Raw genomic sequence first — 21,769 nt, forward strand, 5'->3', positions numbered from 1 at the left:
TCAACGACCCAGCAGTGCCAAAAAAATTAGGAAATCCAGTCACACTCATCGTCTACTGCTTTCCTTACCAACGCATTCATTATAGCAATGGATGAAAATGCCTGCAAGGTTTTTGCCTCCTCAAGCACGGGTTCCGGGAACATCTTTTCAATAGTAGAATATTGCCAACCGCGTCGCATCAGGCATTCGCACTGTAAGCCTTTTCCCCTGCTTGACCGGTTCAACCATTCGGCTCTTTTCTCAGGACAATTTCATGTTTCCGCTTGGCATTTTCTGGATGTTCGCCCTTGCTTTTTCTGAGACCTTCCCGTATCATTATTAGGTACTTGCGCGGTTAGTGTAATGGATCGCACGTGAGATTCCGGTTCTCGAAATCAGGGTTCGACTCCCTGGCTGCGCATAATCAATAGAAAGCACGCAACTGTGCGAAAGCAAAACGCCTAGAAATGGGCGTTTTTGTTTGCCCGAAAACGAGCGAAAACAGATTCCATTGGCAGTCGACTTGCATTTTCCCATTTTTGGCTCAACTTTTGTCGTTTGAGTGCCATAACAAAGCCAAGTGAAACGCTGCGTGTATTGTGCTGCAATAGATAGCGGATTCAAGTAACTTCAACTATGGCCTTTCCTAGTCATTCCATTTTTAGGCTTGGCCATTTCCGATTTTCCCCTTCCATATCCGGATATCGCCATCATCACTTACCCGCACCTCTACGATTTGTATCGAGTCACCTCACAAATAGAAACCTTGCCCGTTGGATCGGGTGTCGTCAGATTTGATCCAGTCATCAATCATATAGTAATTAGGAATCCATCCCTTATTTCGCATTTCAATAAACTGCTCACGTGTGAGGCTGGAGATCTTTAGAATGAGTTCTGAAGGTGGGTCCCCTTTTTTCCAATCATGATTCAACACCACATCATCATCCAACCACCACGGCCGAGGCATCGGCCCGCCAAGCTGTTCGTCTTCCCAACGCTTCTTCGTCATCCGCTCCCGCCTCCGCTCTCACAATAATTGTACCGCTTTCCGCCAAAATAGTGGGGCCCCACCCGACATCGTATCGCGGCCAGCGGAGCCGTCTCTGAAAGCTCACGTCTCTTCGATCGCGCACCGCCCACTCGCACTTGTTTCTTTTGCCCCGCCGGCCATTGCGGTATGATAAGTTACGAAGTCAGCGGTCAGCATCTCCCGCAACAATTTTTCGGCGAAATGTTTGACCTTCTTTGACTTTAGTCGTATAGTTAGCACTGAATTACAATGAGTGCTAAGCTCAATTGAGGAGGTAACGCAATGTTAGTGCCTACAGTTATTGAACAGACCAGCCGTGGCGAACGCGCCTACGACATTTACTCACGCCTTTTAAAAGACCGGATCATCATGCTGTCCGGTGAGATCAATGATCAGATGGCAAACACGATCGTCGCCCAGCTGCTTTTCCTGGACGCGCAGGATCCCGATAAAGATATCTACCTTTATATCAACAGTCCTGGTGGTGTCATCACCTCTGGCCTTGCGATCTTGGACACGATGAACCTGATCCACGCCGACGTGCAGACCATCGTCATCGGTATGGCCGCATCCATGGCCTCGATTCTGTTGGCTGGCGGTGAAAAAGGCAAGCGTTTTGCCCTGCCAAACGCCGAAGTCCTGATTCATCAGCCACTGGGCGGTGCTCAGGGCCAGCAGACCGAGATCGAGATCGCCGCTGAAGAGATCATGAAGACGCGCAAGCGCATGAACAAGATCTTGGCAGACGCGACCGGCAAGACCGTTGCCCAGATTCAAAAAGACACCGACCGCGATCACTATCTGACCGCCGAGGAAGCCAAGGATTACGGTTTGATCGATGGCATCTTGACCAGCAAGGCTGATAAAGATAAGAAGTAAGCTTCACAGCAAGGGCATCCACGCAGGCGGGTGCCTTTTTTGTTGCCCGGCCAAAACAGAAACCGAACTGCACGATTTCCTGCCACCAAAAAAGGAGGCCCTCTCATGTAGCTGCCAACCAGCAGTTACATGAGAGGGCCTCCCCTTTTTTACATCAATGCGTCATCTGGAATCGCGCTGAGTTTTTCATCAACGGTATCCACTTGATCCTTGATCGCGTTGTAGTTGACCTTGTCCAAGTCAAGTAGCCGCATGCACGAGCCAACATGGGTGTAAATCTCGTCGCGCATCTGCTCGGCTTTTTTGCTCAAGCTGACCTGGACGCGGCGCTCGTCATCCTTGGCGCGCTTGCGGTGGATCCAGCCTTCCTTTTCAAGCCGCTTCATCAGCGGGGTCAAGGTGCCAGAGTCGAGGTCGAGCGTCTGCCCAACTTCTTTGACCGACATCGTGCCATGCTCATAAAGCGACAGCAACGTGATGTACTGCGGGTACGTCAGTTTGTATTGTGAGAGCGCCTGTGCGTAAAAATGATTGAATTGTTTCTGCGCCTTGTAGATCGAGAAACAAAGCTGTTCATCTAACCGAATCGGGTCTACCATGATATGCCTCCAGTTTCTGTCCTGCATTTTCGCTACGGATCGAACTATCGAGCTTATTGTACACGATTGTTTCGCACAAAAAAAGCATTTTGCTTGGAAAATTGATTCGGTGGTCCAGTTGTGGCCGCGAGCCCGACGCAACGGGTCAAAAACCGTCCACTCAACCCGTTCAGTTTCCCGCCTGCGCGCCTTCTGCGATCTGGTTCAGTTTGCGCAGCCGGTGATTGATGCCAGATTTGGAGATCGGCCCACTTGGCAAAATGGTCCCGAGCTCCGTCAGCGAGATGTCCGGATGCGCCAGGCGCGCCTCGGCGACTTCCTGCAATTTCGTTGGCAGCGAGTCCAGCCCCGCGTGATCCTTGATGTAATTGATGTTTTCGATCTGCTTTTGCGCCGCGTCCACGGTTTTATTCATGTTGGCCGTTTCGCAGTTGACCAGGCGGTTCACCGAGTTGCGCATGTCCCGAACAATGCGGACATCCTCGAACTTCAGCATCGCGCTGGTCGCCCCGATGACCTGGAGAAAATCGGCGATCTTTTCCGCTTCTTTGAGATAAACGATGTACCCACTGCGGCGCTCAACGGTGCGTGCGTTCAGGCCAAAATGATTCATCATTTTCAAAATGCCGGCGTTGTGGTCACTATACAGCGAATAGATCTCCAGGTGGTAGCGAGACGTCTCGGGATTATTGACCGACCCGCCGGCCAAAAATGCGCCGCGCAAATAGGACCGCATCCGCTGTTCAGACCGCAAGATGCGCCGACTCACCGCCGTCGTCAGGGTCATTTTCTCCGGATCAAGAATCTCAAGATCGGCGAGCACCTCGTTGACGCCGGTCGCCAAGCGGACAATGTACTGATTATTTTTTTTCAGCTTCATCTTGCGGCGAACGATCAGGTTGGCCTCGTGATGGTAGACCTGGCGAATCAGCGCGTAAATGCGCCGGGCGATCGCCGGGTTTTCCGTCTGCACATTAAGGATGAACTGGTGGTTTTGAATGGCCAGCGTCCCATTCATGCGAATCAGCGCCGACAGCTCCGCGCGCGCGTGTTCGGGATGCACCTCCAGCTGGGTCAGTTCCTTTTTCACTTGGCTGGCAAAACTTGCCATGCGCTCACCTCTTTTGCTTTTTGGTATTGACCTGGAACGCGAGATTGAGAATCTCACAGGCGACCTTATCGCCATCGTGGAAAACGCCATCGTCACGCAATTTCAAAAAATCACTGGAGATCACACGGCAATTCATGCCCCGCAGCGCCTGGTAGTCGTGCTCGACCGGGCTTAAGATCTCATTATATTTGGCATGGTCCAGATAATGTTGCGGCACCGGTGCGATGTTGACCAGCACCGTATCGACGAATGGCTTCCCCAGATGATCATGCAGCACCTGCACATGCTGGGCATCCGAGAAATGCTCGGTCTCGCCTTTTTGCGTCATGATATTGACGATGTAAATGACCTCGGCGGACGTTTTGAGCACTGCCTCGCCGAGATTTTTGATCATCAAGTTCGGCAAGATGCTGGTGAAAAGACTCCCAGGGCCAAGCACCACCACATCCGCGGCCATGATCGCGTCGATGACCTCTGCCACCGCGCGCGGCGGCTGCGTGTCTTCCGGATCACTTTGACTGACGGTGACGCGCTGAATATGTTTACCGGCGGCGCTGATCTCCGCCTCGCCGGACAGACTGGTGCCATCCGTGAAGGTCGCGTTCAGCGTCAATGGCGTGTTGCTGGCCGGATAAATATGCCCGTCGACCGACATCATTTTGCTGAGCTGCTGGACCGCATCGAAGATTCCGCCGTGCATCTCAGACAGCGCCGCGATGATCAAGTTGCCGATCGCGTGCCCCGCGAAAAAGGCATCCTGCGTATTGAAGCGATACTGGAAGATCTGTTTTTCCAGATCCGGCATATCGGACAGCGCGACCAGCACGTTGCGGATATCGCCAGGCGGCACCACGTTGATATAGTTGCGAATGATGCCGCTAGAGCCGCCGTCATCCGCCACGGTCACGATGGCCGTCACATCCGCGCCTTGTTCATGGAGACTTTTGACGATCACGGGCAGGCCTGTCCCGCCGCCGATCACGATGACTTTCGGCCGGCGCCCCTTGATGACCCGAATGAATTTATTTTCCCCCGCACTCATGACCGATTCACCGTCTCTTTCCGCTTATCGATATCGCGATGCGTGATGTCGACAGGATAATCCTGCGCAAATGCCTCACCGATGCGCTTGGCAAACGCCACGCTGCGATGCTGGCCGCCGGTGCAACCGATCGCGATGGTCACCGCACTTTTGCCCTCTTTTTGGTACTGCGGCATGATCGACCGCAACAAGCCATAGAATTGTTGATAAAAATCCTCGGCGGCCTGATTATTCATCACATAGTCAAAGACCGGCTTGTCCAGCCCCGTCCGGTTGCGAAATTCCGGCACGTAATACGGATTAGGCAAAAAGCGCACATCCATCACGATATCCGCATCGATCGGAATGCCGTACTTAAAGCCAAAGGACATGACCTCAAGATGAAACGTCGGATGCGACGCGGACTTGAACCCAACAAAGAGTTTTTCGCGCAATTGCCGCGGGCTCAAGTTCGTCGTGTCGATCACGACCTGCGCCCGGTTCCGCAGCTCAGTCAGCATCGCCCGTTCGCGCTTGATGCCATCCATCAGCCGGCCTTCCATCGCCAGCGGATGACTGCGCCGCGTTTCCTTATAGCGCGAGACAAGTTCCGCATCCGTCGCGTCCAAAAATAGAATCCGGGTGGAGACAAAGGACGTCTCATCCAATTTCGCCAGCATGTCATGAATTTGATCATAAAAGGCATAACTGCGAAGGTCGATCACCAGTGCAACTTTCGTGATCTTGCCCGACTCCTTGACCAGCTCCCAGAACTTTGGCAACAAAGCAGGTGGCATATTATCCACGCAAAAATACCCGAGATCTTCAAAAGACTGCATGGCCACGGTCTTACCCGCGCCGGACATACCCGTGATGATCACAAGATCCAACGTATCCGTCATGAGGGCCCCACTTTCTGCAGCATCCCGCTGCGTTCAGTTCACTAGCACCAAGTATAACATGCCGGGCGTGTCATGAATAGCATGGTGCGGAGGCTCGCGGGATGGTGGAACAGATAGGTCGGCTCAGGTGCTTGATGGCGCTCCTTGCCATCGAGTGCATGAGACGCCTATATGTTTCCACCATGCGAGCCGAAGCCCGTTTACATGGTGCGGAGGCTCGCGGGAGGATCGAGTAGCTAGCTTGCCGAAAAAGTAGTCTGAATCAAAAAAAGACGAACCGCACCGCTGCAGGCCGCCTCACAAAATTTTTCGCTAGATATTCCGCCGAGCAAACGCCACAACGATCGCGTTGACGCCGAAGATTCCAAAGAACATTGCCAGCAAGGTGACGATGCTGACCATGCTTGTGACCGGATTCATCAAAAGCATCACGCCGACGAAGACCGCCAGCAAGTCCAAGATCACTTCAATGACGACCCAGCCTGTGCCGGCTTGCCGCAAGTGACCAGCGTTGACCAAGCTCGCGATGCTGTCGATCAGGAACCAGCCGGCAAACAAATACGTCAGCGTCACGGTGCCCAGGCCTGGCTGGAACAGGAACAACACGCCCAGCGCAAGGTCGGCGATTCCCGCCAGCAGCGACAGCCAGGAAAGCTTGCCGGTGAATTGGCGCAATTTTGACCATGCCGCCAGGGTCGCAATGCCACGCGTGATCGCGATGATTGCGAAGATGAAGGTCAACGTCAACAACGTCGCCCCAGGATTGCGCAACATCACGACCGCGCCAATCAACAGCGCGATGCCCGTGATAAACTCGCCCCAGTCAAAACCAAAATGTGTCTGTCTGAACATTGATGTCACTCCTTTATGGCGGCAGGTGCCGCATCCATCTCCATGATACCGGCTTGCAAGCGGTAGCACAACTAAAACAGTGCCAGCGAAAAACGCACAGGCCCCGCCAACACGCTTACGGCGCGCGTTTTGGAAAACAAAAAAGAGCTGAGCAAGCCCGCCCAGTTCTTCCTGATCCGGCAGTTGGTGAGCACCCGACCCCGCCAGAATACAAACTGAATTATTTTTTTGCCGTCTCTTCAAGCGCGGCCATCCGTGCCTTGTCCCGGGCCAAGATTGGCGCCAGATACTGCCCCGTATAACTTTCTGGCACAGCTGCGACCTGTTCTGGGGTCCCCGTTGCGATCACCTGACCACCAGCGTCTCCGCCTTCTGGGCCAAGATCGATCAACCAGTCCGCACACTTGATCACATCAAGGTTATGTTCAATGACGAGCACGGTGTTGCCTTCGTCGACCAGGCGCTGAAGAACCTGCAGGAGCTTGCGGATATCGTCCGTGTGCAGCCCCGTCGTCGGCTCATCCAGAATGTAAAAATTCTTCCCGGTCGAGATCTTCTGCAGCTCAGACGCGAGCTTCATCCGCTGGGCTTCCCCACCGGACAAGGTCGTCGCGCTTTGACCCATCGTCACATAACCCAGGCCCACATCGACGATCGTCTGGAGCTTGCGGGCAATCTTTGGAATCGCGCTGAAGAACTGCACAGCCTCGTTGACCGTCATGGCCAGCACATCGGCGATATTTTTCCCCTTATAGGTCACTTCCAGGGTCTCCGAGTTGTAGCGGGAGCCATGGCAGACCTCGCAAGGCACATAGACATCCGGCAGAAAATTCATCTCGATCTTGATGATGCCATCGCCCTTGCAGTTTTCACAGCGGCCACCCTTGGCATTGAAGGAAAACCGGCCGGCCAGGTAACCGCGCAGCTTGGCTTCATTCGTCTGCGCAAACAACTGGCGAATGTCGTTGAACACCCCGGTATAGGTCGCCGGATTCGACCGCGGTGTGCGGCCGATCGGGCTTTGGTCGATGTCGATCAATTTCTCGATATTTTTCCAGCCCAGGAGCTGGTCATACGCGCCTGGCTTGTTCGAGTTGCGGTAGAGTTTTTGCGCCAATGCCCGCTTCAGAACGGAATTGACCAGCGTCGACTTGCCGGACCCCGAAACGCCAGTGACCAAGATCAGCTCGCCCAGCGGAAAATCGACATCGATATGCTTAAGATTGTGGTCGGCCGCGCCTTCCACGCGAATCACCTTGCCGTTGCCCTTGCGCCGCGTGGCCGGCACCGGAATGAACTTCTTGCCAGCCAGATACTGGCCGGTCAGGGACTTGGCGCTGCGCATCACCTGTTTCGGCGTGCCAGCCGCCATGATGCGGCCCCCGTTTTCGCCGGCGCCAGGGCCGACGTCGACCAAATAATCCGCGGCCATCATCGTGTCCTCGTCATGCTCAACGACGACCAGTGTATTGCCGAGGTCACGCATTTTTTTCAGCGAACGAATCAGGCGGTCATTGTCGCGTTGGTGCAACCCGATCGACGGCTCATCCAAGATGTACAGCACCCCAGACAAGTTGGAGCCGATCTGCGTGGCCAACCGGATCCGCTGAGCCTCGCCGCCGGACAGGGTGCCTGCCGAACGCGACAAGGTCAGGTAATCCAGCCCGACATTTTCCAAAAAAGTCAGGCGGTCGACGACTTCCTTGACGATTGGCTTGGCGATAACCGTTTCGTTTTCAGTCAGCGGAATCTGCTTGAAAAATGGCAGGGCCTGCTTGATTGACAGATCAGAGGCCTCGGCGATGTCGTGACCATCCACCTTGACCGCCAGCGCCTGCCGGTTAAGGCGCTTGCCATGGCACACCGGGCATTCCAGCGCAGTCATGTACTGGCGCATCTGATCCGAGCCGAATGCGTAATTATTGGAATGATACCGGCGTTCGACGTTGTTCATCACGCCTTCGAAGGGGGCGGTGACATCCCGCACATTGCCGAAGTCGCTGTCGCTGTGAAAATGGAACGTGCGCGTCCCACTGCCGTAGAGAATGACATCCTGTTGCGGCTTGGTCAGGTCCTGGAACGGCTTGTCCATCGGCACCTTGAAGGCCTTGGCCGCCTGCGCGAGCATGTTGGGATAATACACTGACGTCGCGGAGCTCCACGGCATGATCGCGCCACCCGCCAGCGTTTTCGTCGGGTCAGGCACGACCAGGTCCAGATCGACCGTCAGTTTTTGGCCGAGCCCATCACATTCCGGGCATGCGCCAAATGGGGCGTTGAAGGAAAACAGCCGCGGCTCCATGGCCCCGATCGTGAACCCACAGATCGGGCAGGCAAAATGCTCGGAGAAGATCAGCGGCTCGCCGCCGATCACATCTACCGTGGCATACCCGTCGGACAGGCGCAGCGCCGCCTCAAACGAATCAAACAGACGACTGCGCGCATCCCCCTTCACAACGATGCGGTCGATCACGATCTCGATATCATGATTTTTGTTTTTATCCAGTTCAGGGGCCTCTGTGGCGTCGTAGATGTCGCCATCGACGCGCATACGCACATACCCTTCGCGAATGATCTTCTCAAAAACTTTCTTGTGCGAACCCTTCTTGCGGCGCACGATCGGCGACAGAATCTGGATGCGCGTCTTGTCAGGCAACTTCTGCACCCGATCGACCATCTGCTCCACCGACTGCGACGTGATCGGCGTGCCATCGTTGGGACAGATTGGGTGGCCGATACGCGCCCACAACAGGCGCAGGTAGTCGTTGATCTCAGTGACGGTGCCAACCGTTGAGCGTGGATTCTTCGACGTCGTTTTTTGGTCGATGGAGATCGCCGGCGACAGGCCATCGATCGAATCGACATCCGGCTTGTCCATTTGCCCCAAAAATTGGCGGGCGTAAGCGGACAGGCTTTCGACATACCGCCGCTGGCCCTCGGCATAGAGGGTATCAAACGCCAGACTGGATTTCCCTGATCCTGAAAGGCCGGTCATCACGACGAGTTTATTTTTTGGAATGGTGAGGTCGACGTCTTTTAAATTATGCGCCCGCGCCCCGTGAATCACGATCTTGTCACTTGCCATATTATTTCTCCGCTTCCAGTTCGAGTATCGTATCGCGCAAGGTCGCCGCCTGCTCAAAGTCGAGCTTCTTAGCGGCCGCTTCCATCTGGCCCTGCAAATTAGTGATCAATTGCTTGCGCTCGGCCTTGCTCAAGTCATGCAAGTCGACCTCGGCAAAACTGCGCTTGTCATCCGGGTTCTCATTGCCTTCCTTATCAAACGCGGTGATTGCCGCGCGAATCGGCTTGACGATGGTCTTGGGCGTGATGTGGTGTTTTTCGTTGAACGCCATCTGAATGGTCCGGCGGCGCTGGGTCTCCTTGATCGCCGCATCCATTGAATCGGTGATCTTATCCGCATACATGATGACCTTGCCGTGTTCGTTTCGGCTGGCCCGGCCGATCGTCTGAATCAATGAGCGCTCGGCGCGTAAAAAACCTTCCTTGTCCGCATCCAGAATCGCGATCAGCGACACTTCCGGAACATCGATGCCTTCCCGCAGTAAATTGATGCCGATCAGCACATCGTATTTGCCAAGGCGCAGGTCACGGATGATCTCGGTCCGCTCAAGTGTTTTGACATCGGAATGCAGGTATTGCACCTTGATGCCCATGTCCTTGAGATAGTCAGTGAGATCCTCCGCCATTTTTTTCGTCAAGGTGGTGATGAAGACACGCTCATGTTTTTCAACACGCTCATTGATCTCGGACACCAAGTCATCGATCTGGCCCATGATCGGCCGCACCTCGATCTCCGGATCCAGCAGCCCGGTCGGCCGAATGATCTGCTCGGCCACATCCTTCTTCGGCACCCGGTCAAGCTCATACGGCCCCGGCGTCGCGGACACATATAGAATCTGATTAACATGCTGCTCGAATTCATTCAGCATCAGCGGCCGGTTGTCCAACGCGCTGGGCAACCGGAACCCGTAATCGATGAGCGTCTGCTTTCGCGCGCGGTCCCCGTTGTACATCGCCCGCACCTGAGGCATGGTCACGTGACTTTCATCGACCATGATCATGAAGTCTTTCGGGAAAAAGTCGAGGAGCGTGAACGGCGGCTCGCCTGGCTTGCGCCCTTCCATGTGGCGGGAATAGTTCTCGATGCCGTTCGTGTAGCCCATTTCCCGTAGCATCTCGATGTCATACGTCGTGCGCTGCTCAAGCCGCTGGGCCTCCAGCAACTTATTTTGCGCCCGCAACTCGCCCAGACGCTCCGTCAATTCCGCCGAGATGCCGTCGATCCCCTTGGCCAGCGCGTCATCGGACGTCATGAAATGCGTGGCCGGGAAAATCGCGACATGATCGCGCACACCGACCACTTCGCCCGTCAACGCATCGACTTCGCTGATTCGATCGATCTCATCGCCAAAGAATTCGACCCGGATCGCATGATCATCCCGGCTCGCCGGAAAGATCTCGACGACATCCCCGCGCACACGAAAACGCCCGCGCTGAAAATCGATGTCATTGCGGTCAAATTGGTTATCGACCAGCTGCCGCAAAAGCGTGTTCCGGTCGATCTCTTCGCCAGTGCGCAGCGACAGCACATGGTCCGCATATTCAGTCGGTGACCCCAACCCAAAAATCGACGAGACCGACGCCACCACGATCACATCATTGCGCTCCAGCAAGGCGCTGGTCGCACTGTGCCGAAGCTTATCGATCTCATCGTTGATTGCACTGTCTTTTTCAATATAGGTATCGGAGCTTGGAACATAGGCTTCCGGCTGGTAATAATCATAATAGGAAACGAAATATTCCACAGCGTTATGCGGGAAAAATTCCTTGAATTCGCCATACAGCTGGCCCGCCAAGGTCTTGTTGTGGGACAAGATCAACGTGGGGCGATTCAGATTGGCGATGACATTGCTCATCGTGAAGGTCTTCCCGGTCCCCGTGGCGCCCAGGAGCACCTGTTCTTTTTCCCCGTCCTCAAAGCCCTTTGTCAGCTGAGCGATGGCTTCCGGCTGATCCCCCGCTGGCCCATAAGGCGAGACCAACTCAAATTTGCGATCCGATTGACGCTCGATCATAGGCATTCCTCCAAGATGAGACAATTGATAGCCGAACATAAAAAAATTGGAACCGAGATTCCAACTTTTGCTGCACTTATTATAGCATAGCGAACATACTTTCGCTAGGGTGTGAAGCGCGGCGTTTTGGGCCGTGCAGCTAGGTCCATTAGGCGCATGAGGCGCTCTTTGCCTCGTGCGACTGATGGCCTAGATGTCTCGGCCCTGCCGCGCGAAACCCAACTAGGGTGTGAAGGCTCGCGGGATGGCGGGGCAGCTAACTTGGCTCGGGAGCTTGAGGCGCACTTCGCCTTGAGTGCACGAGACAGTTAGATGTCCCCGCCATGCGAGCCGGAACCCAACTACAGTGTGAAGGCTCGCGGGATGGCGGGGCTGCTAACTTGGCTCGGGTGCTTGAGGCGCACTTCGCCTCGAGTGCACGAGACAGTTAGATGTCCCCCGCCATGCGAGCCGGAACCCAACTACAGTGTGAAGGCTCGCGGGATGGCGGGGCAGCTAGGTCCATTAGGCGCATGAGGCGGCTTATGCCTGCTCCTTGACCATGATGGCGCGAGTCAATTTTGTCAACATGTCCCTGTCCGCGAATTCTTCGTTCAACATGTCCGGCAAGATCTCGTCCAGGAAGTAGCGGACGGATGGCCGAGCGTCAAAGGACATGATCACGGCCAGGCTTTCCGTATAGATGTTCACGAAGACGCGCTCCGGATTGCCCTTTTCGATCTCGCCAAATGATTCGTAAAGCAGATCGACTTTATCGGAGATGCTCAGAATCTGGCCCTCCAGTGTGTCGTCCTTGCCTTCCCCCAAACGGCGCCGGTAAACAGCTTGATAGTCGGCCGGAATCTCATTTTGGATAAAGTTTTCCGTCATTGACTCCTCGACATCTGCCAACATCGCCCGCAGCGCCGGCGTCGCGTATTTGACCGGCGTTTTGATGTCGCCGATGAAGCGCTCCGTGTAATCATGGTTCAACGCTTTTTCATAGAGCCGCTGCCAATTGACCGTGTTGCCGGCGTGTTCCTCAATGTCCCCGAGCAGCTGGGCGATCTCTGCCACCTTGAAACTATGCGCGGCAACGCTGTGTTCCGCGTACTTGAAAAATCCCGGTGCGCGCCGCAATGTTTCCAAATTATTCAAACCCTGGATGAACTGGTGCATGCCCATGAGCAAAGACCCTCCTATTTTGTGTGAGTGTAAAAATTTTTCCAATCGTACCACGCAGACCGGCGTGGGGCAAGGCCAAGCGCCTGCCAGCTGCAAAAAAACGGCCGACCACCGAATGATGGCAAGCCGTTCTCACAAAATTATGCTTCCGTTCGAAACGCGGTCAGCGCCGCTTCAAACGCATCGAGTTTCTTCGCAGCGTCATCCTTACTGCCGGCGCTGGTGCCAACATAGAACTTCACCTTTGGCTCGGTGCCAGAGGGGCGAATCGCGATCCAGGTGCCGTCGTCGAGGATGTATTTCAGCACATCGCTGACCGGCATATCGATCGCCGTGGTTGACCCATCCGCCTTGGTGATCTGTTGGGCCTTGTAGTCCTCAACCGACGCCACCTTGACCCCGGCGAAGTCACTTGGCCGGTGCTCGCGGAACTTGGTCATGAGCGCCGCCATTTCTTTGGCCCCATCGACGCCTTCAAAATCGACACCGACCGTCTTTTCGGCAAAATGGCCGTACTTGTTGTACAGCGCCTGAATGCCATCCCACAAGGTCAGGCCTTCGCGCTTGTAGGAAGCCGCGACTTCCGCCAACAACAAGGTCGATTGAATCGCATCCTTATCGCGCACGAAAGGCTTGATGAGGTAGCCATAGCTCTCCTCGAAGCCAAACAGAAATTCGTGCTCGCCGGTCTCCTCGAAATGCTTGATCTGATCGCCGATGAACTTGAAGCCAGTCTCCACATTGATCATCGTCACGCCATAATCCTTGGCGATCGCCGTGGCGAGCTCCGTGGACACGATCGACTTGACCACTGCCCCATTTTTCGGCAAGGTCCCGGCCATCTTACGCGCCTGCAAAATATATTGCAGCATAAGCGACGCGATCTGGTTGCCCGTCAAAAGCTGGTAGCCTTCCCCGGTCCAAACAGCGGTACCAAGGCGGTCGGCATCGGGATCGGTGGCGATCAGGACATCCGCGTGACTGGCCTTGCCCATCTCGATCGCAAGGTCAAAGGTCTGGGCAAATTCCGGATTGGGAAAAGGCGTGGTCGGAAATTCTGGATCGGCGATGGCCTGCTTCAACACCAGCTCATATTTTTCAAAGCCGGCGTTGCGCAGCACCATTTGCGCCGGAATGCGGCCGGTGCCATGAAGCGGCGAATAGATCAGGCTCATGTCCTTGCCGATCGTGTGAATCAGATCGGGGTCGATGGTGACCGTGGCGACAGCCTGATAGTAAGGCTGATCGACATCCTCGCCGATCAGCGTCTCCAGCTGCTGGTCGCGCAGCGCGTGCTCAGCGACCACCTTGATTGCAAACACATCATCCACCGAGCGCACATAGTCAGTGATGCGGTCGGATTCATCCGGCGGCATCTGGCCCCCATCCGGCCCATAGATCTTGTAGCCGTTATATTGCTTCGGGTTATGGCTGGCGGTGATCATGATGCCGGCGTAAGTCTTCAGGTACCGCACGGCAAACGACAGCTCCGGCGTCGGGCGCAAACTGTCGAAAACAAAACTCTTAATGCCATGCGCGCCCAGCACCCCAGCCGCCTGATGGGCAAAATTCTCACTTTCATAGCGCGAATCAAAACTGATCGCGACCCCAGCCGCTTTTTGCTCGGCCGGCAGCGTGTCCATGAACCGTGCGAGGCCTTCCGTCGCTTGGCGCACCGTATAGATGTTCATGCGGCCGATACCGGCGCCGATGATGCCGCGCATGCCGGCGGTCCCAAACGCCATCGGGGCGGCGAAAGCTTCTTCCTTCGTCTCCTCATCAGTCGCCATTGCGGCCAGTTCCTGTTTCAGTTCAGGAATCAGCGTTGGCTCATCCGCCCACCGCTGATAATTTTCTTGATATCCCATTCAGCTCAGCTCCTCAAATTTGATCGTCGATTCATCTGTCTTCATTGTACACGCGTTTTGCCGGATGCAAAGAAAATCGACTCAAACAGTGCCGTTTCTATGATAGCAGTTTCACGGCTCAAGGAAATACGCCAAATGCCGATTTTGAGGGCAAAAAAAGAAGCCAGCCGCAACTGACTTCCCACGTTCTTACGCATTCACAGACAAACTGTCATCCTGCAAACTCTGAATGTAGTCAAAAACGCCCTGGCCGGCCAAGCCACCTTCGCCGACCGCCGTGGTGATCTGGCGTAGCGTCTTTTGGCGCACATCCCCGATGGCAAAAATGCCAGGAACGCTGGTGTGCATGCCTTCGTCGGTCGGAATCCAACCATTTTCATCCAAGATGCCGAGGCCGTCAAAGCCCTCGGTGAGTGGTGTGATGCCAACATAGATGAAGGCCCCAGAGGCTGGAACGACCTTTTCCTCACCGGTGACCTTATCCTTGTAGCGCACGCCGGTGACCTTGTTCTCGTCGCCTTCGACTGCCTCGACCTGCGCATTCCACACAAAGTCGATCTTATCGTTGGCAAAGGCGCGCTGCTGCAAGATCTTTTGGGCACGCAGCTGGTCGCGCCGGTGAATGATCGTCACCTTCGAGGCCAGCTGCGCCAGGTAGGTGCCTTCTTCGATCGCCGAATCACCGCCGCCGATCACGGCCACTTCCCGGTTCTTGAAGAACGCGCCATCGCAGACCGCGCAGTAGGATACACCGCGGCCGCCATAGTCTTCCTCGCCGGGAATCCCAAGCTTCCGGTGCTCAGCGCCAGTCGCGATGACCACCGCCTTGGCCCGATAAGTATCCTCATCCGTGGTGACGACCTTGGTGGTGCCGTCGAGCGTGATGCTGGTCACATTGCCGTACGCGTACTCGGCGCCGAACTGGGTGGCCCCATCATACATTTTCTGGCCAAGTTCTGGGCCAAGAATCGACTTGAACCCCGGGTAATTTTCGATGGCGGCGGTGTTGTTCATCTGGCCGCCATAAATGCCGCGGTCCAGCATCAAAACAGAGAGGTTCGAGCGGGACGCATAAAGCGCCGCCGTCATCCCACCAGGGCCGGCACCGATCACGATCACATCATATTCTTTCGCCATACACGGATCTCCTTTGCCTCATGCTTACTTAATGTAAGTTGTCTACAATCTAGTCTACCAGCTCTTGGCCAAATGTCAACTGCCGATGCCGGCTTCTGGAAAAAAACGGGAACGCAGGCCGCGACCTGAGCTCCCCCCCATTTTTTTCTCAACGCACCCGGCGCTAGCCCTGAAAATCAAACTCAGGCTTGCCTTCACGGCCCATCAGATCCGCGATCACTTCTTTGATTGGCGCATCCTGGTAAAGCACCTGGTAGATCGCCTCAGAGATCGGCATCTCGACGCCGACTTCGCTGGCCAGTTCATGGGCGACTTTGGCAGTGGAATATCCTTCCACGACCATCCCCATGTTGGCCAGCACATCATCGATCTTCGCGCCTTGGCCCAGCTGGTCGCCAGCCCGCCAATTGCGGCTGTGAACGCTGGTGCAGGTCACGATCAGATCGCCCACACCGGACAGCCCGATGAAGGTCAACGGCTCCGCGCCGAACACGACGCCCAACCGCGTGATCTCGGCGAGGCCGCGCGTCATCAACGCCGCCTTGGTGTTATCACCGTAGCCGAGACCATGCAGCGCTCCGGCGCCGATCGCGATCACATTTTTCAGCGCCGCGCCAAGCTCAACGCCAATGACATCGGTGTTGGTGTACAGCCGGAAATATTGATTCATGAAGATTGCCTGCACGGCTTTGGCGCATTCCACACTGACAGAGGCAGCCGTCAAGGTCGTGATGTCTCCCGCCGCCACATCCTCGGCGTGACTTGGTCCGGAAATGACGACGATGCCACGAATCAGGTCATCAGGCAAGACTTCAGTGAGGACCTCGGAGATGCGTTTCTTCGAGCCTTTTTCCAGGCCCTTTGCCGCATGGATGATGATCGGCTTGACGGACCGCTCAGCCAACAATGGCAGGACCTGCGTGGCAACCGAACGAATCGCATTTGTTGGCACGACGAACAAGATCGCGTCGACATCTTTCAGAGACGCTTCAAGGTCGGTACTTGCGTGAAGGGCCTCATGCAGATGAAAGCCCGGCAGGTAATGCTCATTCGTGTGCTGGTCATTGATTTCTGGCAGCTGTGCGGGATCATGCGTCCACAAGCGGACATCATGCCCATTTTCCACCAGTAAGTTGGCTAAGACGGTGCCCCAAGAGCCGGCGCCGAGTACCGCGATTCGTTTTCCCAAAAGATCACTCCTAATTATTCAATGCTTTCAATGTATTGCCTTCCAAGTACCATGGGTCGTCTTGTTTCTTGCGCCGCCAGATAAAGATGCCCAGCGCAACGACGAACAACACGATGGAAAGTAGCTGCGACACGCGCAGACCAGCCGCCAAATAGAGACTGTCAGTGCGCATCCCTTCAACGAAGAACCGGCCAAAACTGTACCACATCACATAGCTCAAGAAGATCTCGCCTTGCTTGAACCAGTGCTTGTGATGCCGGATGCTCATGATCAAAACAAACCCGACGAGATTCCACATGGATTCATATAAGAAGGTTGGCTGGCGAAATGCACCATTGATGTTCATCTGTTGGATGATGAATTCCGGCAGATGCAGCCCGCGCAAGTACGTCAAGGTCGTCTTGGCGCCAAATGCTTCCTGGTTCATGAAATTGCCCCAGCGGCCAATCGCCTGCGCCAGCATGACAGTCGGCGCGGCGATGTCGAAGATCAGCCACGGCGAGAGCCACTTATAATGGCAGTACACCAGAAAAACGATCACCGCGGCGATCAGGGCGCCGTAGATCGCAATACCGCCTTTCCAGATGGCAATGATCTCCGCCGGATGCTTGACGTAATAGCCCCATTCAAACATCACGTAATAAAGGCGCGCCCCGATCAGGGCAAAGGGCAAGGCCCACAGGACCAAGTTTAAAATATGGTCTTCGTTGACGCCACGCGCGGTCGCCTCTTTCATCGCCAAGGTCACCGCGATCAGGACTGCCATGGCGATGATCACGCCGTACCAATGGATCTCGAGGCCCCCGAGGTGAAGGGCAATAGGATTTAATGCGCCGATCATCTGTCAGCCCTCTTTCGAATTGGATTGAATCAACTTGTTCAAGTTGTCTTCAAACGTCTTTGTCGCATCAAAGCCCATCGACTTGGCGCGGAAATTCATCGCGGCCACTTCAATGATGCTGGCCAAGTTGCGGCCGACCTTGACTGGGATAATGATCTTCGGCACTGCAACGTCAAAGATCATCTGACTCTGTTCACCGGAGCCCAGGCGATCAAATTGCTTGTCCGGCGTCCAATTTTCCAGATGCACGATCAAGTCGACACGAACGTTGCTACGAACCGCCCCGGCGCCAAATAGATTCATGACATCGATGATGCCCAGCCCGCGAATCTCCAGCAAATGCGACAAGATCGCCGGCGCCTCACCGATGATCGTCTGTTCATCTTGCTGGTAAACGTCGACACGGTCATCGGCGATCAGGCGATGACCCCGCTGAATCAATTCAAGTGCTGTTTCGGACTTGCCGACACCGCTATCGCCGGTGATCATGACCCCCAGCCCATACAGATCGACCAGGACGCCGTGCATGCTTTGGCGCTCGGCCAACTGCCCATCCAGATACTCGGTGATCAAACTGGACAGGCGAGTCGTTGGCAATTTTGACCCCAGCACTGGCACATGGGCGGCATCGGCGGCCGCCACCATTTCATCCAGTGGCGCGATGCCGCGTGAGACCAAAAACGCCGGCGTGTCTTCCGTGGCCATGCGCTTCATGATCAAGAGGCGCTCCGCAGACGTCATGTTGCGCGCAAAGGCACTTTCAGTTCGCCCAAATAATTGAATGCGTTCATGCGGATAGTAATTGAAATAACCGGTCAGCTCGAGGCCTGGCCGCGAAATATCGCTGACAACGATCTGCCGTTCATCCAGGTAGTCGCCGCCGCTAAAGACATCAAGGTGGGTCTTTTCGACCAGCTGTCGTACAGTGATGCTATCTGCCATCATGTCACCCGACTTTCACATAGTTACTCCCAGTTTATCATCACTCAGCGGAAGTTAACAGGGGCAGGGTGCGGAGCGGGGCGCTTAGGTCTGAGCAGCTAGCTTGGCCTGGGCGGTTGATGGTGCACTTGGCCATCGGGCGACCAGGCCAACTAGATGTCTCAGGCCTGCCCCGCGAAGCCCAACTACGGTGCGGAGCGGGGCGCTTAGGTCTGAGCAGCTAGCTTGGCCTGGGCGGTTGATGGCGCACTTGGCCATCGGGCGACCAGGCCGACTAGATGTCTCAGACCTGCCCCGCGGAGCCCAACTACGGTGCGGAGGCCCGCGGTTAGCTATTTCTCTTTCTATTAATTGAAACTCAAATGATTGTCAATTTCATTTCAGTTTGCGGAGGATTGCGGGTGAACGCCGGCCAGAATTGGCTGGAACGCTCCCAAGTGACTTTAAGCCTGCAAAAACCGCGGTCTTAAAGCTCACTTTCGGTGTAAGCGGCACAGCCGGCCCCTGAATGGCTGAGAAGGAGCGGCTAACATGGAAGCCTATTTTGTCTCGCCCCTACTCGCCGGAGCCCGACTACACTTCGGAGAATCAGGTGGAAATCTCTCCTGCCTTTTTGCTTCGTCCAACCCCAACAAAAAAGGCCGCGGCATCGCTGCCTCGACCTCAATGGACGTTAGTCGCGTGGTTCACCGAATGTGGCGTTCACGAAACTGATGACAATGGCCATCACGATCTGCACGCCGAAACTGCTGAACCAGATGCCATCGACGAGCCCCGCCATCAAAGCGAGCATCGCGCCGTTGATCACCAGCAGGAATAAGCCCAGCGTCAAGATCGTGATCGGTAATGACAACAGCTTGATTACCGGCCGAACGAGCCCGTTCAAGACCCCGAGCACCAAGGCGCCCAGGACGGCGGTCTGCCAGCTAGCAATCACCAGCTGATGGGGAAAAATGGCGGCCCAGGCTAAAAAGACAACCGTGGTCAAGGCCACTTTGCGCAGAAAAGTCATTAGAAATCACTCCAGTCGTCATCATGGGACTGGCTGGACGTCGGCTGCTCCGGCTTGGCGGCCGGTTTTTCCTTGTGCACTGTCGTTTCCGTCACATGATGGGCTTCACGACGCGCATGCTGATTTTGCCGCAGGTGGTCCTGCCAGTCTTCGTGGGGGTGGCGCGGCGAATGATCTGAGCGGCGGACCAGCCACCAGATGAATAAGCCAAGCACAACGGGCCAAAACAGCACGCGTACAAGGGTCACACCTAACATGATCACCATCATCAAGATCAGGCCGCCGACAAATAAGAGAAGCGGTATCAATAGAAACGGCATCGCGATCAAACTCCTTTAATCATCTAAATCGGTATCTTTTAATTGAATATTACCACTGGTGGTCGTGAACTTGATGCGACCCTCACCAGTCCCCGGCCGATCCAGATCCAGTGCCTTGGTCTTTGCCTTGGCATCAACACCGGCCATCCGGCTCTTGATCGTGCCAAAATGCGTCCGCAGCTCGCCGTTCACAGCAACCGTCGCCGGCACCGCCAGCTTGACCGTGCCATTCACACTGGATCCCTGCAGCGAGGTGAAATCACTGGCAAGTGTCGCGCGAATCGTGCCGTTGACCGTTTGCAGTTCCACGGTCCGCGGGCTGGCTTGCAGCTTCAGATCGCCATTGACGGTGGTCGCGATCACATCGCGCAGCTTGCCGCCCACGATCTTGATCGACCCGTTCACCCCATCGGTCTCGAGCATCACAGCTTCAAGTCCATTGAAGATCAGGTCGCCATTGGTGCTCTTCGCGTAAAAGTCTTTGCCGCTGAGGCCATCGACCGTCACACTGCCATTGAGCAGGCGCGCATTGAAGTGGTCATACTCGCGTTTTGGCACACTGATGACCAGATCGGCCTGGATGCGTTTGTTTGGCACCTGGAAAATAAAGTGATCATCGGTGACATCGATGCGGCTGCGATCGAGGAACGCCTGAAGCGGGCTTTCCGCATCCATTTTACCGAACAACTTGATCGTCGCATCTACGCGGAACCCAGCTTGGTCCCATGGCCGGAACGTCACATCCCCATTAGCCGCCTTCACATCGATGATGGTCGCTTGGCTAGTTGGAAAATCAAACGTATGGGTAAATTTCTCAGTCGCGATGCCCGGCACTTTGACGGTGACATCTTTCCAGTCGACGTTATCCAAAACGGTGCTGAAGGTCTGCTTGACCAACGAGGAGATCTGCGACGTCGCATCGCCGACTGTCTTCGAAATGTCGTTGATCGCGCCTTTTGCCTGATCCTGCCAATCGTCCGGGAACACTTTGTCAGTGAAATGCTGCCGGTTGAGTTCACGGCGCTGGCGGCTCAGATCGGCCAATTCGCCCTTGAGCTTGTCCTGCTGATCGGCGAGTTCGTCGAGCTGCACCTTCAGCGTCGCATTTTCGTTCTTGAGGGCGCCGCGTTCCTTGTACTTATCTTCCGTTAAGGTGTCGAGGTCCTCCATCGTGTCCAGCACAATGATCTGTTCCTCATTGGCTGCGATCTTGTCTGCGATGCGCTTGTGCTGCGCGATGGCCGCATCAAGGGAGCCGGACTTTTCGGCGATCTTGGTGTTGAGGGCCGTCAGCGCCGCTTCTTCTGCATCATGTTTTGGTTCTTGATCCGGCTTTGGTGCGGCCTTCTTTTCTTCAGTTCGATCGGCGGTCGGCGCTGCCTGCGCCTTCGCCAAATTTTCCAGCAAGACCAGCGCTTCTTCACTGGTCAAAACGCCTTGCTTGACGAGGTCTAAAATACGTTCACGTTCATTCATGGGATTACCTCCAGGTCTTCTTACGATTACCACTGTGACTATAGTATGACTGGTCCCAGCGGTTTGTGCATAGGTCCAAAGGTTGATTTTGCCCCGGGCCCAGAGCCGCGGGTCCCCTTAGGCAGCGATGAAACGACCCGGGCGACCGCAGAAGCCGAGTGCGCCGAGGCAAAGAAAAAGAACTGAGCCAACACGCGGTCCCAGTTCCTGTATCATGCGCTCAATTGAAAACAGCGTCGTGCGCCGGGTCTAAAATTTTTGGTGTTGATTGTGACAACGCCGGAAGTTTTGGACCTTTTTTGAATAACAAAAAAGGCACCTGGTCTTCCCCGGTGCTATGCTTTAAGC

General features: G+C 55.3%; 19 protein-coding genes and 1 tRNA gene. 2 read left to right on the plus strand and 18 right to left on the minus strand.

Going from position 1 to position 21,769, the window contains the following annotated elements; genetic code table 11:
• The first annotated feature begins 328 nt into the window (after positions 1 to 328).
• Positions 329 to 400 (plus strand) — tRNA-Arg (locus EKM95_RS06550).
• A 330-nt stretch (positions 401 to 730) separates the two neighbouring features.
• Here EKM95_RS06550 and EKM95_RS06555 read toward each other — a convergent pair.
• Positions 731 to 988 carry a hypothetical protein gene (locus EKM95_RS06555; RefSeq protein ID WP_125697043.1) on the minus strand — a complete coding sequence of 86 codons (258 nt, stop codon included), beginning with the start codon at positions 986 to 988 and terminating at the stop codon, positions 731 to 733.
• A gap of 303 nt (positions 989 to 1,291) precedes the next feature.
• On the opposite strand from EKM95_RS06555, the gene clpP reads away from it, so the two are divergent.
• Positions 1,292 to 1,888 carry an ATP-dependent Clp endopeptidase proteolytic subunit ClpP gene (gene clpP, locus EKM95_RS06560; protein WP_125697044.1) on the plus strand — a complete coding sequence of 199 codons (597 nt, stop codon included), beginning with the start codon at positions 1,292 to 1,294 and terminating at the stop codon, positions 1,886 to 1,888.
• Positions 1,889 to 2,037: 149 nt separating this feature from the next.
• Here clpP and EKM95_RS06565 read toward each other — a convergent pair whose 3' ends face one another.
• The 17 genes from EKM95_RS06565 to liaX form a co-directional block, all read right to left on the minus strand.
• Positions 2,038 to 2,487 carry a MarR family winged helix-turn-helix transcriptional regulator gene (locus EKM95_RS06565; protein WP_125697045.1) on the minus strand — a complete coding sequence of 150 codons (450 nt, stop codon included), beginning with the start codon at positions 2,485 to 2,487 and terminating at the stop codon, positions 2,038 to 2,040.
• Positions 2,488 to 2,656: 169 nt separating this feature from the next.
• Positions 2,657 to 3,598 (minus strand): DNA-binding protein WhiA, encoded by a 942-nt coding sequence (gene whiA, locus EKM95_RS06570; protein WP_125697046.1) that lies wholly within the window; start codon positions 3,596 to 3,598, stop codon positions 2,657 to 2,659.
• Between the two features lie 4 nt (positions 3,599 to 3,602).
• Positions 3,603 to 4,640, minus strand: a complete 1,038-nt coding sequence (locus EKM95_RS06575; RefSeq protein WP_125697047.1) for a gluconeogenesis factor YvcK family protein — start codon at positions 4,638 to 4,640, stop codon at positions 3,603 to 3,605.
• Positions 4,637 to 5,521, minus strand: a complete 885-nt coding sequence (gene rapZ, locus EKM95_RS06580; RefSeq protein ID WP_125697048.1) for an RNase adapter RapZ — start codon at positions 5,519 to 5,521, stop codon at positions 4,637 to 4,639. The genes EKM95_RS06575 and rapZ overlap by 4 nt, the downstream gene beginning before the upstream one ends.
• Positions 5,522 to 5,833: 312 nt before the next feature.
• The gene (locus EKM95_RS06585; protein WP_125697049.1) at positions 5,834 to 6,373 is read right to left on the minus strand and encodes an HdeD family acid-resistance protein; all 540 of its coding nucleotides are present in this window, start codon (positions 6,371 to 6,373) and stop codon (positions 5,834 to 5,836) included.
• A gap of 220 nt (positions 6,374 to 6,593) precedes the next feature.
• Complete coding sequence (gene uvrA, locus EKM95_RS06590) at positions 6,594 to 9,458, minus strand: excinuclease ABC subunit UvrA (protein ID WP_125697050.1); 2,865 nt, start codon at positions 9,456 to 9,458, stop codon at positions 6,594 to 6,596.
• Position 9,459: 1 nt separating this feature from the next.
• On the minus strand, positions 9,460 to 11,472 hold the full coding sequence (gene uvrB / locus EKM95_RS06595; protein ID WP_125697051.1) for an excinuclease ABC subunit UvrB: 2,013 nt from the start codon (positions 11,470 to 11,472) through the stop codon (positions 9,460 to 9,462).
• Between the two features lie 522 nt (positions 11,473 to 11,994).
• Positions 11,995 to 12,636, minus strand: coding sequence for an HD domain-containing protein (locus EKM95_RS06600; protein ID WP_125697052.1), 642 nt, complete (start codon positions 12,634 to 12,636; stop codon positions 11,995 to 11,997).
• A gap of 140 nt (positions 12,637 to 12,776) precedes the next feature.
• Complete coding sequence (locus EKM95_RS06605; RefSeq protein ID WP_125697053.1) at positions 12,777 to 14,504, minus strand: phospho-sugar mutase; 1,728 nt, start codon at positions 14,502 to 14,504, stop codon at positions 12,777 to 12,779.
• A gap of 41 nt (positions 14,505 to 14,545) precedes the next feature.
• Positions 14,546 to 14,701 (minus strand): hypothetical protein, encoded by a 156-nt coding sequence (locus EKM95_RS11640; RefSeq protein WP_164510113.1) that lies wholly within the window; start codon positions 14,699 to 14,701, stop codon positions 14,546 to 14,548.
• Positions 14,694 to 15,641 carry a thioredoxin-disulfide reductase gene (trxB, locus tag EKM95_RS06610; RefSeq protein ID WP_125697054.1) on the minus strand — a complete coding sequence of 316 codons (948 nt, stop codon included), beginning with the start codon at positions 15,639 to 15,641 and terminating at the stop codon, positions 14,694 to 14,696. Before trxB ends, EKM95_RS11640 begins: the two co-directional genes overlap by 8 nt.
• 163 nt (positions 15,642 to 15,804) lie before the next feature.
• Positions 15,805 to 16,830, minus strand: coding sequence for an NAD(P)H-dependent glycerol-3-phosphate dehydrogenase (locus EKM95_RS06615; protein ID WP_125697055.1), 1,026 nt, complete (start codon positions 16,828 to 16,830; stop codon positions 15,805 to 15,807).
• A 10-nt stretch (positions 16,831 to 16,840) separates the two neighbouring features.
• A complete protein-coding gene (gene lgt, locus EKM95_RS06620) occupies positions 16,841 to 17,671 on the minus strand; it encodes a prolipoprotein diacylglyceryl transferase (RefSeq protein ID WP_125697056.1) in 831 nt (276 codons plus the stop codon).
• Positions 17,672 to 17,674: 3 nt separating this feature from the next.
• Positions 17,675 to 18,613: an HPr(Ser) kinase/phosphatase gene (hprK, locus tag EKM95_RS06625; RefSeq protein WP_125697062.1), complete on the minus strand. Its 939-nt coding sequence runs from the start codon at positions 18,611 to 18,613 to the stop codon at positions 17,675 to 17,677.
• Positions 18,614 to 19,286: 673 nt separating this feature from the next.
• The gene (locus EKM95_RS06630) at positions 19,287 to 19,625 is read right to left on the minus strand and encodes a phage holin family protein (RefSeq protein ID WP_125697057.1); all 339 of its coding nucleotides are present in this window, start codon (positions 19,623 to 19,625) and stop codon (positions 19,287 to 19,289) included.
• Positions 19,625 to 19,945: a hypothetical protein gene (locus EKM95_RS06635; protein ID WP_125697058.1), complete on the minus strand. Its 321-nt coding sequence runs from the start codon at positions 19,943 to 19,945 to the stop codon at positions 19,625 to 19,627. The genes EKM95_RS06630 and EKM95_RS06635 overlap by 1 nt, the downstream gene beginning before the upstream one ends.
• 15 nt (positions 19,946 to 19,960) lie before the next feature.
• Positions 19,961 to 21,421, minus strand: a complete 1,461-nt coding sequence (gene liaX / locus EKM95_RS06640) for a daptomycin-sensing surface protein LiaX (protein ID WP_125697059.1) — start codon at positions 21,419 to 21,421, stop codon at positions 19,961 to 19,963.
• Positions 21,422 to 21,769 lie beyond the last annotated feature (348 nt).

This window comes from Lacticaseibacillus yichunensis, assembly GCF_003946405.1.
Taxonomy (GTDB): domain Bacteria; phylum Bacillota; class Bacilli; order Lactobacillales; family Lactobacillaceae; genus Lacticaseibacillus; species Lacticaseibacillus yichunensis.

Coding starts and splice junctions, on each gene's coding strand:
- EKM95_RS06630 (WP_125697057.1), bottom strand. CDS start 19,625: ATGACTTTTCTGCGCAAAGTGGCCTTGACCACGGTTGTCTTTTTAGCC.
- EKM95_RS06555 (WP_125697043.1), bottom strand. CDS start 988: ATGACGAAGAAGCGTTGGGAAGACGAACAGCTTGGCGGGCCGATGCCT.
- EKM95_RS06585 (WP_125697049.1), bottom strand. CDS start 6,373: ATGTTCAGACAGACACATTTTGGTTTTGACTGGGGCGAGTTTATCACG.
- EKM95_RS06600 (WP_125697052.1), bottom strand. CDS start 12,636: ATGGGCATGCACCAGTTCATCCAGGGTTTGAATAATTTGGAAACATTG.
- lgt (WP_125697056.1), bottom strand. CDS start 17,671: ATGATCGGCGCATTAAATCCTATTGCCCTTCACCTCGGGGGCCTCGAG.
- whiA (WP_125697046.1), bottom strand. CDS start 3,598: ATGGCAAGTTTTGCCAGCCAAGTGAAAAAGGAACTGACCCAGCTGGAG.
- clpP (WP_125697044.1), top strand. CDS start 1,292: ATGTTAGTGCCTACAGTTATTGAACAGACCAGCCGTGGCGAACGCGCC.
- EKM95_RS06575 (WP_125697047.1), bottom strand. CDS start 4,640: ATGAGTGCGGGGGAAAATAAATTCATTCGGGTCATCAAGGGGCGCCGG.
- trxB (WP_125697054.1), bottom strand. CDS start 15,641: ATGGCGAAAGAATATGATGTGATCGTGATCGGTGCCGGCCCTGGTGGG.
- EKM95_RS06635 (WP_125697058.1), bottom strand. CDS start 19,945: ATGCCGTTTCTATTGATACCGCTTCTCTTATTTGTCGGCGGCCTGATC.
- liaX (WP_125697059.1), bottom strand. CDS start 21,421: ATGAATGAACGTGAACGTATTTTAGACCTCGTCAAGCAAGGCGTTTTG.
- rapZ (WP_125697048.1), bottom strand. CDS start 5,521: ATGACGGATACGTTGGATCTTGTGATCATCACGGGTATGTCCGGCGCG.
- hprK (WP_125697062.1), bottom strand. CDS start 18,613: ATGGCAGATAGCATCACTGTACGACAGCTGGTCGAAAAGACCCACCTT.
- uvrA (WP_125697050.1), bottom strand. CDS start 9,458: ATGGCAAGTGACAAGATCGTGATTCACGGGGCGCGGGCGCATAATTTA.
- EKM95_RS06565 (WP_125697045.1), bottom strand. CDS start 2,487: ATGGTAGACCCGATTCGGTTAGATGAACAGCTTTGTTTCTCGATCTAC.
- EKM95_RS06605 (WP_125697053.1), bottom strand. CDS start 14,504: ATGGGATATCAAGAAAATTATCAGCGGTGGGCGGATGAGCCAACGCTG.
- uvrB (WP_125697051.1), bottom strand. CDS start 11,472: ATGATCGAGCGTCAATCGGATCGCAAATTTGAGTTGGTCTCGCCTTAT.
- EKM95_RS11640 (WP_164510113.1), bottom strand. CDS start 14,701: ATGCGTAAGAACGTGGGAAGTCAGTTGCGGCTGGCTTCTTTTTTTGCC.